Origin of the sequence: Vibrio toranzoniae, assembly GCF_024347655.1 — a bacterium.
GTDB lineage: Bacteria > Pseudomonadota > Gammaproteobacteria > Enterobacterales > Vibrionaceae > Vibrio > Vibrio toranzoniae.
In genome coordinates, this window is sequence record NZ_AP025515.1 from 225,112 (window position 1) to 240,601 (window position 15,490).

The window sequence follows — 15,490 nt, forward strand, 5'->3', positions numbered from 1 at the left end:
AGCTCTTTTTGTATTCAACATAAATATAAACGTGGTGAAAGGCGACCACGTCAAATATTTTGCTCGTTTAAGAATTGATCCTGAGCAATAACGCTTTAGATCTGCCATCTTCCAGCACATAATTCGTGTGGTTGCCTTTACTTGGCCGATTTATACAGTACTATCGCCAGGCAACCGTTTACGTACTACCTTTCGGTTCTGATATAAGGATCAAACATGCTGTCTGATATTGATATTTGTCTCACAACTCCTCTTAAAAACATCCGTGATATTGCTGAACAAGCAGGCCTACAACATAACGAACACCAGCCATTGGGCTTATATAAGTCTAAAGTGTCTTTAACATTGTTGGAGCGTCTAGCAGATCAACCAGATGGCAAACTAGTTATCGTGACCGCTATCACTCCCACTCCTCTCGGTGAAGGCAAAACCGTTACCACAGTTGGGCTAGCGCAAGGCCTCGTTAAGATTAATCACTCAGCAATGGCTTGCATTCGTCAACCTTCAATGGGGCCGGTATTTGGCGTAAAAGGCGGCGCAGCTGGCGGTGGGTACTCTCAAGTTGCCCCTATGGAGCAGTTAAACCTTCACCTAACAGGTGACATTCACGCGGTTACTGCAGCTCATAATCTCGCCTCTGCCGCAATTGACGCACGTTTGTACCATGAACAACGCGAAGGTTTAGAAGTATTTGAAGCGCGATCTGGCTTAAAAGCGCTGGATATCGACCCAAACAGAATAGTATGGCGACGTGTACTCGACCATAATGACCGTGCACTGCGCATGATCACTGTCGGTAAAAACGAACCTGGCAAAACCATCAATGGCTACGAACGCGAAGATGGATTTGATATATCAGCCGCTTCAGAGCTAATGGCCATTCTCGCTCTTGCTAATGACCTTCAAGACTTACGAAAACGTATCGGTCGTATCGTACTCGCCTATAACCATCAAGGTATGCCATTAACGGCAGATGACTTCAACGTTGCAGGGGCTATGACAGTAACAATGAAGGATTCTATTGAGCCGACACTAATGCAAACCCTTGAAGGTGTCCCTACCTTAATTCATGCGGGACCATTTGCGAACATCGCCCATGGTAACTCTTCAATTATTGCCGACAAGATAGCCTTAAAGCTCAGTGACTTTGTTGTAACAGAAGGTGGATTTGGCTCAGACATGGGTTTTGAAAAAGCGTGCAATATAAAAGTAAAAGCCTCAAACAAGAAGCCCGATTGCGCAGTAATTGTAGCAACTTTACGTGGATTAAAAGCTAACTCCGGCTTATACGATTTGGAGCTAGGTACAGCCCTACCAGACTCGATCTTTAATGAAAACCAAGACGCACTCATTGCAGGTTTTGAGAACCTCAAATGGCACATCAACAACGTCAAGCAATATCAAGTGCCTACAGTAGTCGCGATTAATCGATTCCCACAAGATTCAGACAGAGAATTAGACGCACTAAAACAGATGATCATAAAATTCGATCCAAGCGTTGGCGTTGAAATAAGTGAAGCGTTTGATCAAGGTGGCGAAGGTACGACTCAGTTGGCGCATGCCATCGTTAACGCTTGCCAAGATGAGCGAGACTTTAAGCCTCTGTATTATCCTGAGCAAAGCTTGGAAGAAAAACTGATGTCTGTAGCGGAAGCCGGCTATGGCGCATCAAGTATCACACTATCACCACTTGCTAAGCAACAGCTCGCAGAGTTCAACAAACATGGTTATAGCGGTCTATCCGTTTGTTTGGCAAAAACCCCCTTGTCTATCTCTACTGAAGCGCACATAAAAGGCGCGCCAACTCAATTTGATGTACCCGTTAGAGAACTCAAACTGTGTGCAGGCGCTGGTTACATTTACGCTTTATGCGGCAATGTAATGACAATGCCCGGCTTACCAGATAGACCTGCATTTATGTCGTTAGACATTGATGACGAAGGGAGCATCATTGGTTTAAATTAGCGATTACAGAGCCTTAGTAAATAGAGTAAAAACACGAACAAAGGTCCTGCTCATGTTCCTCCGAGTATTACTGTCATCAGCGGGCCTTCATTTAACGATGACTTACTATTACTTATATGGCTTAATTAACAGCCTCGAAGCAAAAAGTTGCACTAAAACCGCAGTAATATGCAATTATTGCTTAAAGTTCTGGGTCAAGATCACATTAAAAGCCCTATAAAATATATAGTATTGCACCGGATTCTTTGAGGACGGTGGATGAATACAAGTATAAAAAAGCTGATCAGCCAATTTCTGTGCACTATGTTTGCCTTAGGATTAGTACCAGCACTCTACATCAACTCTGAATTTGACAGAGTAGAAGCTCAGCATACGCTAAATATCAAACAATCCAGTCAAAACCAAATAGAATACAGCTTCCACAAGCTAGCCGTTATTGTGGAACAAGTATCCAATTCAGTGCCTTCCATTGCCGATTCAAAAACGTTACTTCGTGCCATTAAAGAACCATCGACTATTCATAGAGAAGTATTGCAAGATCTTTGGATAATGCTGGCTCGTACCCAACAATATTACTCTCAACTTCGCTACTTAGACTTAAAAGGTGATGAAGTTTTTCGTATAAACTACCGCAATAAGAAAGCGACGATAGTTCCAACTCATAAGCTTCAAAATAAATCGGATCGTGACTACTTTGAAAGGCTTAGCCACTTGAAAATAGGGGAAGTCATTTCAAGTAGCATTGATTTAGAAGTCGAAAATGGCGAAGTCGTTCACCCATTGACTCCTACATTGCGAATTATGACCCCAGTTGCTTCAGAAGGTCGTATTCTTGGCTATTTTATTGCAAACCTGAACATTCTAAAAATCTACGAACACCTTCTTTATCAAATCAACACATCTGCAGCCGTCCCTGTAATACTCAACAAAACGGGACATATCATCATGGGGCCTGATCTTGAAGAATCATTTGGACACCTTGTTGAGTCACGCTCAAATAAAACTTACGTAAATCTTTACCCCGAACTTTGGCAAGCAATTCAAGACAACACTTCTTCTAGCTATTTTGACGGTAAAAATTGGTACTTCTATGCAAATATCAGCCCCAAAATAGAGCAGTTTGAAGGCCCAATATACATGGTTCTTCATATTAAAAATCAACAATTTAGTAGTCAATACCAACGAGAAAACCACGCGATCATTGTGCAAGTTATTACACTCACAATACTAATCTCAATGATTTCAGCTGGCTTCGTGCTATGGAATAGAAACCACAAAAAGAACAGCATCGAAAGCCAATTAGCCAAAGTGGCAATGAATGGCATGTCGGCCTTAGTCATTACCGACAGAAATAATCGAATCATAAAAGTGAATCAGGAGTTTACTCGTGTAAGTGGCTACGATTTGGAAGATGTAAAAGACCGCCAACCTTCTATGTTTGCCTCTGGCCGCTACAACCAGGAGTTCTACATCAAAATGTGGAGCGTAATCAAGCAAAAAGGCATGTGGGAAGGTGAAGTGGTGAATCGTCGTAAAGACGGATCGTTGATTACGGAAATACTTCGAATTCAAACCATCAAAGACTCAAAAGGTACCATTCAGTTTTACGTCGCATCATTTGTAGATATAAGCAAACACAAAGAACTTGAGAACAAACTAAGAAATTTGAGTGAGAAAGATGCATTAGCAGGCTGTTGGAACCGACGTAAGTTCGACCGTGAACTTCGCGACGAATGCTCTCGTGTAAATCGTTATCCCACCCGAGAACAGTCTTGCTTAGCTATCTTAGATATTGACCACTTCAAACGTATTAACGATCGGTTTGGCCACGACTATGGTGATCGAGTCATTCAAACCGTCGCTCGAATATTACAAAGAGAATGTCGTGAAACCGACTTTGTCGCTCGTATTGGTGGCGAAGAGTTTGGCGTTATTTTACCTCATACAACAACTGAAGAAGCAGAGTATGTGCTTAACAGGCTAAGAATCGCTATCAGTATTGAACTCGACAACGTGACAACGGTAAGCGGAGGAATCACCAACCTCACAGATGACCCTGCACTCAATTATAAGTGCGCCGACTTAGCATTATACGAGGCAAAAGCGGCAGGTCGAAATAATGTGTGTTTGTTCCTAGACGCAGAAATGAACGAGATCGCCTAGCGGAGAGAGCAATATCGCCTGTACTAGGCAGTGCTTTAGTCTGGTGCTGGATAAAACTCTAATTGATTACCTTCCACCACTAAAATGCAATCCATATCCGCAGCGTGCGCCGCCTGCTTACCAAGATTGGTATCTTCAAATACAACACACTGCTTTGGCCGCAAACCCATGCCTAAACATGCATCCAAGAAAGTGTCAGGGTTTGGCTTATGATTCTTAACGTCGGTCGCTGTTACTAAAATATCAAGCTTATTTAAGATGTCCGTTTTCTCTAGCAATTGTTCAGCGCTTTTACGCTGACTGCCCGTCCCTACCGCAATTTTCTTGTCGCCTAAGTATTCTAACAACAAAGAATGGGTACAAGGGATAACGTCTCCTTTGTCTTCAATAGCCGCAAACGCAGCCATTTTAAATGTCGACACCGCGTGGGGATCGAGTGATAAACCATATTTACGATTCACTTCGCCGGCGATCTTATAACTCGGCATACCACCTAAACTATGTAGCCAAGACGCTTCGAAATGAAAGCCGAACTGCTCTGCCGTTTTTTGCCATGCTTTGACATGAGCAGGCATTGTATCAATTAACGTACCATCCATATCAAAGATTAACCCTTCATACATCGTCAAATCTATTTTCATTACTACTACCACTCTTTAAGAAAGTTACTGATACCATAACCAATATTCAGTATCATGACCGCATATTTCCGTTAACTATGGATGTTTATGTTACAAATATCTAACTCTGTTTCGATTCAAGACTGGGAGATCCAGTTAACAGCGATCAGAGCACAAGGGGCTGGCGGCCAAAACGTCAATAAAGTATCAAGCGCGATACATTTACGTTTTGACATTAAGCACTCCACCCTATCTGATTTCTACAAAGAGAAACTCTTAGCATGCAAAGATAGCCGCATCACCAAAGAGGGTGTGATTATCATTAAGGCGCAACAATATAGAACTCAAGAACAAAACCGAGACGATGCTTTGGTGCGTTTGAAAGAACTCATCTTAGAAGCAACAAAAGTTCAAAAAGTTAGGCGAGCGACAAAACCGACAAAAGGTTCTCAAAAGAGACGTTTAGAAAGTAAAAAACAAAGAAGTACCACAAAACAACTCCGAGGAAAAATCAGCTAATCGTTCTATGGCACCAAAATGGGGAAAATATAAAATAGCAGTCAGACTTTATTGATTCATCGACTCATTGACTCAATAACCGTTATTTAAGCTTAATTAATAGTGACTAGCTCTTAACGTAATATTGCTCTTCTGACGCCACCAAGTAACATCAACACACCAAGCAAACCAAACGATACGCTACCACCACTGCTACCAGAACCAGATGAATTTAGCGCATTCACATAAGCCGTTCGTTTGGCGTCAGTAGAAACAAACTGAGCGGTTTCGTTACCAGCAATAACACTGTCGATCCAAACTTTGTAGTCTAATATTTCCGTAAATACAGACGTTACGGCAGAACTGCCGCCACATGTTTCAGGTCCAAAACTGGTGATCCCTACTTGTCTGTAAATCGAACCGTCCTTCCAGTAAGCAGGACCGCCAGAGTCCCCCTGGCAAGTACCTCCGTATAACTTAGTGAAGGCGCTATAGTCACCAACAAAACAAATTTGATTACTCGTCAGTGCTGAGCCACCAGAGAATGCTTTTGCGCATGTGGGGTTATCTACATAATTTAGTGGCGCTCTCTGTAATATCGTTGTGCCATCAAAGTCCGATTTTGTATCACCATGGCCTACAACAACAAAATCCTTTGCGACATTACGATAAGTATCATCTGGCGGGTATTTCACAACATCATTGATTGAATCGATATTAAGTGCGCTTTCTAGCTTGAGTACAGCAACATCATTGCGTAATAGATCGCTCAACGCATTTGAATAGTCACTGCGATAGTAAACTTCTGAAACTCGTGCTTTTTGAATGTTACCGTTAGGGAATTGAGAAGTGTCTTCCAGTTGAGGGACAACTGAAGTAAACAACTGCCCTTCTTCATTACCGTAAATACAATGTGCTGCGGTTAAAATATGCGTTGGATCTAAAATTGTCGCACCACAATAAGGGCCTGTTGAATAGACGCCATCGTAATCGATACGGTCAATGAACAAGCTCGCCATTGAAGGAAATTCACTGACTGAAGCGTCACTACCATTCACAATATAAGGTGTCACCCCTACGTCAGCAGTCATCTCGACCGTGTTTTCTGCTGCCATAACACTTGATGTACAGATTAATGGCACTAAGAGCCCTAAAACGGCTTTACGAATCGGACTAACTGGATGGATCTCATTCATAGGTAACTCCTTGCAATCCCTACTACTTATTGAATAATGAAAGATTCGCTACCATAGCATGTCATAACTAACAGTATAGTGAATATTCTCAACTGTAATGAGATACTTATTATTTTATAAGCCAATTTAAAATGACGAGACTTAAGTGTAGCAATTCAAACTAAATACGCTCTTAAACACAAAAAAGCCCACTGTTAGACTTTTCAATACAGAAAAGCAAACAATAGGCTTTCGTTATACTTAGTGTTTTCTCTTAAAAGAGATTAGCCACGGTAGTAACGTTGAGGTACGAATGGCATTTTTTCTACTGTCATTGGTAGCTTCTTACCACGAACTTCAGCGTATACTTCAGTGCCAATAACCGCTAGGTCAGTACGAACGTACGCCATAGAAACAGGCTTGCCCGCGTTAGGGCCCGCTGTACCACTTGTAACTACGCCAATCTTGTTGTCTTCAGCATCAAACAATTCAGCGCCTTCACGTACTGGCGCTTTAGTTTGGCCCACTAGACCAACACGCTTGCGTTGCACGTCTTTCGTTGCGATTTGCTCAAGAATGATATCGGCACCAGGGAAACCACCAACACGTTCACCGTCAGTACGACGCACTTTTTGAATGCCCCATAGAAGGCTAGCTTCTACTGGCGTCGTTGTTGTATCTAGGTCGTGACCGTATAGACATAGACCACACTCAAGACGAAGTGAATCACGTGCGCCAAGGCCAATCCATTCTACTTCAGCTTCTGCAGTTAGCTTACGCGCTAGCGCTTCAGCGTGATCGTTAGGAACTGAGATCTCGTAACCATCTTCGCCCGTGTAACCACTGCGGCTCACGATGCATTCAACGCCATCGATATCCATTTTTTGAACATCCATAAACAGCATATCGGCAACGCTTGGTTGGAAACGAGCAAGAACTTCAGACGCTTTAGGGCCTTGAAGTGCTAACAGAGCACGATCATCAATGACTTCCATTTCTACGTCTGCAGGAAGGTGAGCCGTTAGATGATCGATATCTTGTGTCTTACAAGCTGCGTTTACAACAACAAACAGGTGATCGCCTAAGTTAGCCACCATTAGGTCGTCCATGATACCGCCCTGCTCGTTAGTAAAGAACGCGTAACGCTGCTTACCAGAAGGAAGGTCGATAATATCTACAGGAACCAAAGATTCTAAGACAGCAGCTGCGTTTGCACCATGTAGACGAAGTTGCCCCATGTGAGAAACATCAAAAAGACCGGCAGCATCACGAGTGTGCAAGTGCTCTTTCTTTACACCTAGTGGATACTGAACTGGCATGTCGTAGCCAGCGAAAGGAACCATCTTTGCGCCTTCTTCAACGTGAAGTGCGTGCAGTGGTGTTTTTAGTAGGTCTTGATTAGCGTGTTCTTGAGTCATTTTCTTCTCCATGAAGCGTTGCAGGCTTTCCAAATCGAGTCTGCCGCTTATATCTCTATTTAGAGTCACTTCTAACGATAAGTTTCATCATAAGTCACCTCAGCGTACTCGCGTTAGTAACATTGACGTCTTAACCTTAGAAGCAGTAGATAGTAAAAAGTGATGCCTTGTATATAGGCTTATATCGTTAGCTTGATACATCGGGTTGGTTGTATAAAATCTCTACAACTCACTTTCTAAGAATTCACTTCAGTAAACTTCAATCAATATGAGTAAACCGCGTTCACTATAGTAAACAAGCCTGAATCAGTTTTACACCCTTAACAAGATTAAAACAGCTCAAAATGTGACATTTAACAATTTAAAAACAATCCCTCGTTACATACAAAAACGCGACATTGATGATTTTCACATCAATATCGCGGCTATTGGCTAACGTTCGAAACAAAAGCAAACGTTTGCATTCACTATAAGAAATTCTAAGATTGTTAATTTATTTTGCAGTCACCCACAAAATGAGCGCATCTTCTGTACTGATAGAAACCAACATATGGCCCATATTGGCGTCGTAATACATGCTGTCACCTTCACTCATCGGTACGGGTTCGTAAAACTCTGAGTAGAACATCACATCGCCAGAGATAATCATTAAGAACTCTTCCCCATCGTGACGAACCCAATCACTGTACTCTTCGAAAGTACGTGCTCTTACACGGCTTTTAAACGGCATCATTTTCTTATTAGAAAGCTCAGTCGCAAGCAATTCATGCTCATAAGTCGGTGTTGGGTGAGGTTTTCCTTGACCCGCCTTAGTTAAGTCACGACGTCCTGTTGCGACTTTTTTCCTTGGTGGTTCAAAGAGTTGTGGCATGTCAATTTGCAACCCCATCGCTAATTTTTGCATAGCTTGAAAGGTTGGCGAGATTTGTTCATTCTCGATTTTGCTGAGCGTAGAACGCGCCAAGCCCGTTCTTTGGCTTGCTTCTTCTAGCGTAATCCCAAGCTTACCGCGGATATCTTTAATACGCTGACCAAGCCTTAGTGGTTCGATATTCTGATCTAACGTTTCCTTCGCCAACGTTAAAGATGGGTACTCATCATAAATGTCTTCTGACATAGGTCCCTCATTATATTCTTACTTCCTGTCTAGTCACTTCATTGTTGCATGAAGCGCTTTGTTGATTAAAGAGCACACACAGAAATAAAGCGTGCTCCTCGTAGCAAAACAAGAAAAGTTGTTTCCTATTGGAAATTTTTATTGAAAATTGATTTTATCGGAGCTATGTTATCGACTTGTTAGATGAAGAGATGCTACTTCAGCTTGCACCAAATGAGTATTTTAACATTTGTAAGAGCTGTTTTTTTACCCGAACTTTTTGGGAAACAATTCGTGCTGCATTGACCCTACAACGATCGATTAGATGCTGTAAGAGTATATTTAAAACGCAATTAACGTTTATCTCTACCTATACAGCGCAAACGATACCGATGCAGAAATCAACGTAAGACCTAATGGACTATAAAAACAATCACCATTAGCTTAATGAAAGGTCTCGACAATGAACGCTTACCAAAACCATAGCTTAGACAGCTTTTTCACTACGAACTTATCTGGTACTGACGACGCCGTATTTGCTGGCATCCAAGCAGAGAACACTCGTCAAAATGAACAAATCGAGCTTATTGCTTCTGAGAACATCGTTTCTAAAGCAGTAATGCAAGCTCAAGGCACTTGCCTAACTAACAAATACGCAGAAGGTTACCCAGGCCGTCGTTACTACGGTGGTTGTGAGCACGTAGATACCGTTGAAGCTATCGCTATTGAGCGCGCTAAACAGCTTTTCAAATGTGAATACGCAAACGTACAGCCTCACTCTGGCGCTCAAGCAAACGGCGCGGTTAAACTTGCGCTACTTCAGCCGGGCGACACTATCCTAGGTATGTCTCTTGACGCTGGTGGTCACCTCACACACGGTGCGCGCCCTGCAATGTCTGGTAAGTGGTTCAACGCTGTTCAATATGGCGTAGACCGCGACACTCTTGAAATCGATTATGAAGCGGTTCGCGCTTTAGCTATCGAAAGCCAACCTAAAATGATTATTGCTGGTGGTAGTGCTATCCCACGCGTTATTGATTTCGCTAAGTTCCGCGAAATCGCTGACGAAGTTGGCGCTATCCTAATGGTCGATATGGCACACATCGCGGGCCTTATCGCGACAGGTGCTCACCCTAGCCCACTACCACACGCACACGTTGTTACCACAACAACGCACAAAACACTTCGTGGCCCACGCGGCGGTATGATTCTGACTAACCACGAAGACATCAACAAAAAGATCAATTCTGCAGTGTTCCCTGGCCTACAAGGCGGCCCACTTATGCACGTTATCGCAGCTAAAGCAGTGGCGTTTGGTGAAGCACTTGGTCCTGAATTTAGTACTTATATTGATTCAGTGATCGACAACGCAAAAGTTCTTGCTGAAGTATTGCAAACTCGCGGTTGTGACATTGTGACAGGTGGAACAGACACGCACCTAATGCTGGTAGACCTTCGTCCTAAAGGCTTGAAAGGTAACGTAACGGAAGAGGCATTAGAGCGTGCAGGGATCACATGTAACAAAAATGGCATACCATTCGATACAGAGAAGCCTATGATTACTTCTGGCATTCGTTTAGGTACGCCAGCTGGAACCAGTCGTGGTTTTGGCACTGAAGAATTCAAACTTATCGGTGAATGGATCGGCGATGTACTTGATGGCTTAGTTGAAAGCCCTGAAGGCAACGCTGAAGTTGAGCAACGTGTTCGCAAGCAAGTTAAAGAGCTTTGCAAGCGCTTCCCTCTTTACCGTTAGACCGTTTTTAAGATTTAAATTAAAACCTCATAAATTTTTGGAGAATAAGCAATGGACAATACACTAAAGTTTGCAGACAGCCACGAGTGGGTAAAAGACAACGGTGACGGTACTGTAACTATCGGTATTTCTGAGCACGCTCAAGAGATGCTAGGTGACGTTGTGTTTGTTGACCTGCCTGACACTGGAGACGAAATAGAAGCTGGCGAAAGCTTCTCCCTCGTTGAATCAGTGAAAGCAGCTTCTGATATCTACGCACCAATCTCTGGCGAAATCGTAGAAATCAATGAAGAATTAGAAGATAGCCCAGAGTTAATTAACGAAGAATCTTATGAAGGTGGATGGATTGTTAAAGTGAAGATGTCTGACGCGTCTGAACTAGACAACCTTAAAGATGCGGAAGAATACCTAAGCTCTATCGAAGAAGACTAATAGGTTCCTCATTACGATAAAGCTGCTCTTGTGAGCAGCTTAATTTTAGGGGCTAGCTCACGGCTCCAGAGAGAAAGTAGAACATATCATGACTGAATTACTTCAAAGCCAATTACTGAAAGACCTGGGTACTCAAAACGAGTTTGTTGCTCGCCATAACGGCCCAAATAAAGTAGACCAGCAGAAAATGCTTGAAACGATCAACGCGACTAGCTTAGACGCACTGATCGACGAAACGGTTCCTGCACAAATCCGTCTTGAAAAACCAATGACACTTGCTGCGCCACAGAGCGAAATGGACATGCTGACCTCTCTTAAAGAGATCGCTAACCTAAACCAAGTGAAACGTACTTTCATTGGCCAAGGCTACTACAACACATTCACTCCAAACGTTATTCTACGTAACGTTTTAGAGAACCCAGGCTGGTACACAGCTTACACACCATACCAACCAGAAATTTCTCAAGGTCGTCTTGAAGCTCTACTCAATTACCAACAAATGGTAATGGACCTAACCGGTATGGAAATCGCGAACGCATCCCTTCTTGATGAAGCGACAGCGGCAGGCGAAGCGATGACACTGTGTAAACGTGCTGGCAAAAGCAAGAGCAAAGTATTCTTCGTTGCTGACGATGTTCACCCTCAAACACTAGAAGTTGTTAAAACTCGTGCTGAGTACATCGGTTTTGAAGTAATGGTTGGCGCTCTTGAAACACTTCCAGAGCAAGACGTATTTGGTGCGCTTCTTCAATACCCGAGTACAACGGGTGAAGTTCGTGACCTAACAGACATCATTGCGAAAGCTCAAGCTAACAAAACACTGGTTACAGTGGCTACTGACCTACTTGCTTCTGCTCTACTTAAGCCAGCTGGCGAAATGGGCGCAGACGTAGTAATCGGTTCAGCGCAACGTTTCGGCGTTCCTATGGGTTACGGTGGTCCACACGCTGCATTCATGGGTACTCGTGAAAAGCATAAGCGTACAATGCCAGGTCGTGTGATCGGTGTTTCTATCGATACTCACGGTAACCAAGCGCTACGTATGGCAATGCAAACTCGTGAGCAACACATCCGCCGCGAGAAAGCGACATCGAACATCTGTACAGCTCAAGCACTTCTAGCAAACATGGCGTCTTTCTACGCGGTTTACCACGGTGCAGAAGGCCTACGTACTATTGCTCGTCGTACACACCACATGACAGCTATCCTAGCGGCTGGCCTGACTAAATCGGGTTACGAGCTAACGAACAACAGCTTCTTTGATACCATCACGATCAACTCTGAAGAGAAGACAGATGCACTGTACGCGAAAGCGCAAGCAGCAGACATCAACCTTCGCCTTCTTAAAGGTAAGATCGGTATCAGCTTAGATGAAACAACAACGATCGACGACGTGAATGCACTATTCGCAATCTTCGACGTGAAAGAAGACGTTCAAGCACTCTCTTCTGACATCGCATCAAACGAGTTTGCAGCAATTCCAGAAAACTGTCGTCGTGAATCTGAGTTCCTAACTCACCCAGTATTCAACACGCACCACAGCGAAACGCAAATGATGCGTTACCTAAAACAGCTTGAGAACAAAGACTTCTCACTAACGCACGGCATGATCCCACTGGGCAGCTGTACGATGAAGCTGAACGCTGCTGCTGAGATGATTCCAATAACATGGCCTGAGTTTGGTTCAATTCACCCATTCGCACCTCTAGAGCAAGCGGCGGGTTACACAGCGCTAGCGAAAGATCTAAAAGAGAAGCTATGTGAAATCACGGGTTACGACGATTTCTCACTACAGCCGAACTCTGGTGCATCTGGTGAATACGCCGGTTTAATCGCGATTCAACGTTACCACGCAAGCCGCGGTGAAGCTCACCGTAACGTTTGTCTGATTCCAAGCTCTGCGCACGGTACTAACCCTGCAACGGCATCTATGGTTTCTATGAAGGTAGTGGTTGTTAAGTGTGATGAAGATGGCAACATCGACATGACAGACCTAGCTGCGAAAATCGAGAAGCACAAAGACAACCTATCAAGCATCATGATCACTTACCCTTCTACGCACGGCGTATACGAAGAGCAAGTGAAAGAAGTGTGTGAACAAGTACACGCAGCGGGCGGTCAGGTTTACCTAGACGGCGCGAACATGAACGCTCAAGTAGGCCTAACTTCACCTGGCTTCATCGGTTCAGACGTATCTCACTTGAACCTACACAAAACATTCTGTATCCCACACGGTGGTGGCGGTCCGGGTATGGGTCCTATCGGTGTTAAATCGCACCTAGCACCTTTCCTACCAGGTCACATCGAAAACGGTGTACAAGGTTCTGACTACGCGGTATCAGCAGCAGATTTAGGTAGTGCTTCAATCCTACCTATCTCTTGGGCTTATATCGCTATGATGGGCGAACCAGGCCTAACAAATGCAACGAAAGTAGCGATTCTGAACGCGAACTACGTGATGGAAAAACTACGTCCTCACTACCCTGTTCTTTACCGTGGCATTAACGGCCGCGTAGCGCACGAATGTATTATCGACATTCGTCCACTTAAAGAAGACACAGGCATCAGCGAAGAAGATATTGCTAAGCGTCTAATGGACTTCGGTTTCCACGCGCCGACTATGTCTTTCCCAGTCGCTGGCACACTAATGGTTGAGCCAACTGAATCTGAAGGTTTAGAAGAGCTAGACCGTTTCTGTGAAGCGATGATCGCTATCCGTCACGAAATGGCAGCAGTGAAAGCCGGTGAATGGCCACTAGACAACAACCCTCTAGTGAACGCTCCGCACACACAAGTTGACCTTTCAGGCGCAGAATGGGGCCGCCCTTACTCTCGCGAACTGGCTTGCTTCCCATCGAAAGCAACGAAGAACTCGAAGTACTGGCCAACAGTTAACCGTGTAGACAATGTATACGGCGACCGTAACCTAATCTGTTCTTGCCCAAGCATCGATAACTACGAAGACTAATTCGTAGCGGCGTTAAGCAGCACAAAATAAGAAAAGGCGAACCAAACGGTTCGCCTTTTTGTTGTCTGAAATCTGAGGGCAATAAAGCATTGACCTTACCGTAAGGTAAAGGTTTAAGGTGCAATGACAGTCACGACAAATTAGGAAACGATGATGGGATGTTGCAACAAGGCGCCAAAAGGTGGTGCCCCTCTTGGCTTGCTTCTAAAAGTCACGCTTGGGATTGGGTTATTTGTGTTCATGTTAGCTCTGTGGCAGTAAGAAGCTAATGCACACTAGGTTTGAAGGTGCAATGGATAGCGCCAAGTTGATATTGGCGCCATAGTCGTTTGTTATGCGATTGGGCACTTCTTAAGTGATTTAGCAAAATAAAACTCTTTGGCACTTTCAACACTTTGCTTATTTATAGCTGCAACTTCTGAATAAGAAAGAAGACTATCCGACACGTTTGCAGCAAATGCGAACTTTGGGGAGACTGGAATTAAACAGAGTTCATGGTAACTATCTGCACACAAAAAATGCCCTTTCTTTGCTTGAAGTAAGCCCCACTTTGTATCCTTAAGCTCGAGTATTTGTTGGTTGATGCCAATTTGGATTTGAAGACCAGTTATCTGCCTCGCAGGAACTTCACCATCAGAATTAACAAATCCTACATGTTTAACTTCTAGAATCTCTTGTTGTTCCTTAGTTAAGTCATCGCCCGGAATTCCATTTAGTTTTACGTTTGGCAAACGATTGAAATGAAATTGATGGCGCAGCCGCCATAAAATGAAATACTTAGAGATAGCTTCGTGGTTTCTTTCAGACCAGACCCCAAGATTGTCAATTTGCTCGTGAAATCCATGCTCAATATCGACCATGTATCCACGCTCAGCACGTTCATCCCAATTGCGCTTAGTACAAAATATTTTTGCTCGTTTATTGCGATGAAATGTAGAAAGTGTCGATTTTTCATACACTTCAACATTCTCAATGTGATCGTAAAACTTACCAATTGAATGAGCAGTATGAAAGTGTTGCTCAATCGTAATCCCAAACGGATTTTTCTTTCTAGGCCTTTCGTACTCCATCATTTCCTCTTAAATCGCATAACAGCTATTAGACTAAAAAATTCTACATCTAATACAGAGTTTCCTATCTAGTTCCTTATGCCAGCAATTGTACTAGCCTTTGTCTTTCCATAACAATCACTTATACCTAAATCTTAGTGATTAGCGTGGCAAATATAGAAATTATCCATCTAGTATGATTCCCACGAAATCATGAACTTATGCGCGTCAAACCCGTATTGTAACCATCAGAACCTATCCGTACCTCGAAGCAAGTGAAACTCTATAAATCCAAAGCTTGACCCTATACGGTAAGGTGTTTATATTGTCGCCCGCCCAACGGGGCACAT

The 15,490-nt window shown here is 43.5% G+C and carries 11 protein-coding genes; 6 read left to right on the top strand and 5 right to left on the bottom strand.

All coding sequences use genetic code 11. The features are described from left to right. Positions 1-216: 216 nt before the first annotated feature. Entirely contained in the window at positions 217-1,965 is a 1,749-nt protein-coding gene (locus OCU50_RS15500) for a formate--tetrahydrofolate ligase (protein ID WP_060466823.1), read from the top strand. Between the two features lie 258 nt (positions 1,966-2,223). Then, positions 2,224-4,128, top strand: coding sequence for a sensor domain-containing diguanylate cyclase (locus tag OCU50_RS15505; RefSeq protein ID WP_060466824.1), 1,905 nt, complete (start codon positions 2,224-2,226; stop codon positions 4,126-4,128). A gap of 35 nt (positions 4,129-4,163) precedes the next feature. Here the strand turns inward: OCU50_RS15505 and OCU50_RS15510 are convergent, their stop codons facing one another. After that, positions 4,164-4,769, bottom strand: a complete 606-nt coding sequence (locus OCU50_RS15510) for a beta-phosphoglucomutase family hydrolase (RefSeq protein ID WP_060466825.1) — start codon at positions 4,767-4,769, stop codon at positions 4,164-4,166. Positions 4,770-4,856: 87 nt separating this feature from the next. On the opposite strand from OCU50_RS15510, the gene arfB reads away from it, so the two are divergent. Continuing rightward, the gene (gene arfB, locus OCU50_RS15515; protein ID WP_060466826.1) at positions 4,857-5,267 is read left to right on the top strand and encodes an alternative ribosome rescue aminoacyl-tRNA hydrolase ArfB; all 411 of its coding nucleotides are present in this window, start codon (positions 4,857-4,859) and stop codon (positions 5,265-5,267) included. 113 nt (positions 5,268-5,380) lie between these two features. On the opposite strand, the gene OCU50_RS15520 is transcribed toward arfB, so the two are convergent. The 3 genes from OCU50_RS15520 to OCU50_RS15530 form a co-directional block, all read right to left on the bottom strand. Further along, entirely contained in the window at positions 5,381-6,442 is a 1,062-nt protein-coding gene (locus tag OCU50_RS15520) for a S1 family peptidase (protein WP_060466827.1), read from the bottom strand. A gap of 263 nt (positions 6,443-6,705) precedes the next feature. Then, positions 6,706-7,839 carry a glycine cleavage system aminomethyltransferase GcvT gene (gene gcvT / locus OCU50_RS15525; protein WP_060466828.1) on the bottom strand — a complete coding sequence of 378 codons (1,134 nt, stop codon included), beginning with the start codon at positions 7,837-7,839 and terminating at the stop codon, positions 6,706-6,708. 493 nt (positions 7,840-8,332) lie between these two features. After that, positions 8,333-8,956, bottom strand: a complete 624-nt coding sequence (locus OCU50_RS15530; protein ID WP_060466829.1) for a helix-turn-helix domain-containing protein — start codon at positions 8,954-8,956, stop codon at positions 8,333-8,335. 442 nt (positions 8,957-9,398) lie between these two features. Here OCU50_RS15530 and OCU50_RS15535 point away from each other — a divergent pair, with 442 nt between their 5' ends. The 3 genes from OCU50_RS15535 to gcvP all read left to right on the top strand — a co-directional run bounded on the left by OCU50_RS15535 (position 9,399) and on the right by gcvP (position 14,091). Continuing rightward, positions 9,399-10,691 (top strand): serine hydroxymethyltransferase, encoded by a 1,293-nt coding sequence (locus OCU50_RS15535; RefSeq protein ID WP_046223630.1) that lies wholly within the window; start codon positions 9,399-9,401, stop codon positions 10,689-10,691. 51 nt (positions 10,692-10,742) lie between these two features. Beyond that, a complete protein-coding gene (gcvH, locus tag OCU50_RS15540) occupies positions 10,743-11,123 on the top strand; it encodes a glycine cleavage system protein GcvH (protein ID WP_017105929.1) in 381 nt (126 codons plus the stop codon). Between the two features lie 88 nt (positions 11,124-11,211). Continuing rightward, positions 11,212-14,091 (top strand): aminomethyl-transferring glycine dehydrogenase, encoded by a 2,880-nt coding sequence (gene gcvP, locus OCU50_RS15545; RefSeq protein WP_060466830.1) that lies wholly within the window; start codon positions 11,212-11,214, stop codon positions 14,089-14,091. Positions 14,092-14,423: 332 nt separating this feature from the next. On the opposite strand, the gene OCU50_RS15550 is transcribed toward gcvP, so the two are convergent. Continuing rightward, positions 14,424-15,164 carry a hypothetical protein gene (locus OCU50_RS15550; RefSeq protein WP_235588137.1) on the bottom strand — a complete coding sequence of 247 codons (741 nt, stop codon included), beginning with the start codon at positions 15,162-15,164 and terminating at the stop codon, positions 14,424-14,426. Positions 15,165-15,490: the final 326 nt, after the last annotated feature.

Coding starts and splice junctions, on each gene's coding strand:
- OCU50_RS15500 (WP_060466823.1), top strand. CDS start 217: ATGCTGTCTGATATTGATATTTGTCTCACAACTCCTCTTAAAAACATC.
- OCU50_RS15505 (WP_060466824.1), top strand. CDS start 2,224: ATGAATACAAGTATAAAAAAGCTGATCAGCCAATTTCTGTGCACTATG.
- OCU50_RS15510 (WP_060466825.1), bottom strand. CDS start 4,769: ATGAAAATAGATTTGACGATGTATGAAGGGTTAATCTTTGATATGGAT.
- arfB (WP_060466826.1), top strand. CDS start 4,857: ATGTTACAAATATCTAACTCTGTTTCGATTCAAGACTGGGAGATCCAG.
- OCU50_RS15520 (WP_060466827.1), bottom strand. CDS start 6,442: ATGAATGAGATCCATCCAGTTAGTCCGATTCGTAAAGCCGTTTTAGGG.
- gcvT (WP_060466828.1), bottom strand. CDS start 7,839: ATGACTCAAGAACACGCTAATCAAGACCTACTAAAAACACCACTGCAC.
- OCU50_RS15530 (WP_060466829.1), bottom strand. CDS start 8,956: ATGTCAGAAGACATTTATGATGAGTACCCATCTTTAACGTTGGCGAAG.
- OCU50_RS15535 (WP_046223630.1), top strand. CDS start 9,399: ATGAACGCTTACCAAAACCATAGCTTAGACAGCTTTTTCACTACGAAC.
- gcvH (WP_017105929.1), top strand. CDS start 10,743: ATGGACAATACACTAAAGTTTGCAGACAGCCACGAGTGGGTAAAAGAC.
- gcvP (WP_060466830.1), top strand. CDS start 11,212: ATGACTGAATTACTTCAAAGCCAATTACTGAAAGACCTGGGTACTCAA.
- OCU50_RS15550 (WP_235588137.1), bottom strand. CDS start 15,164: ATGATGGAGTACGAAAGGCCTAGAAAGAAAAATCCGTTTGGGATTACG.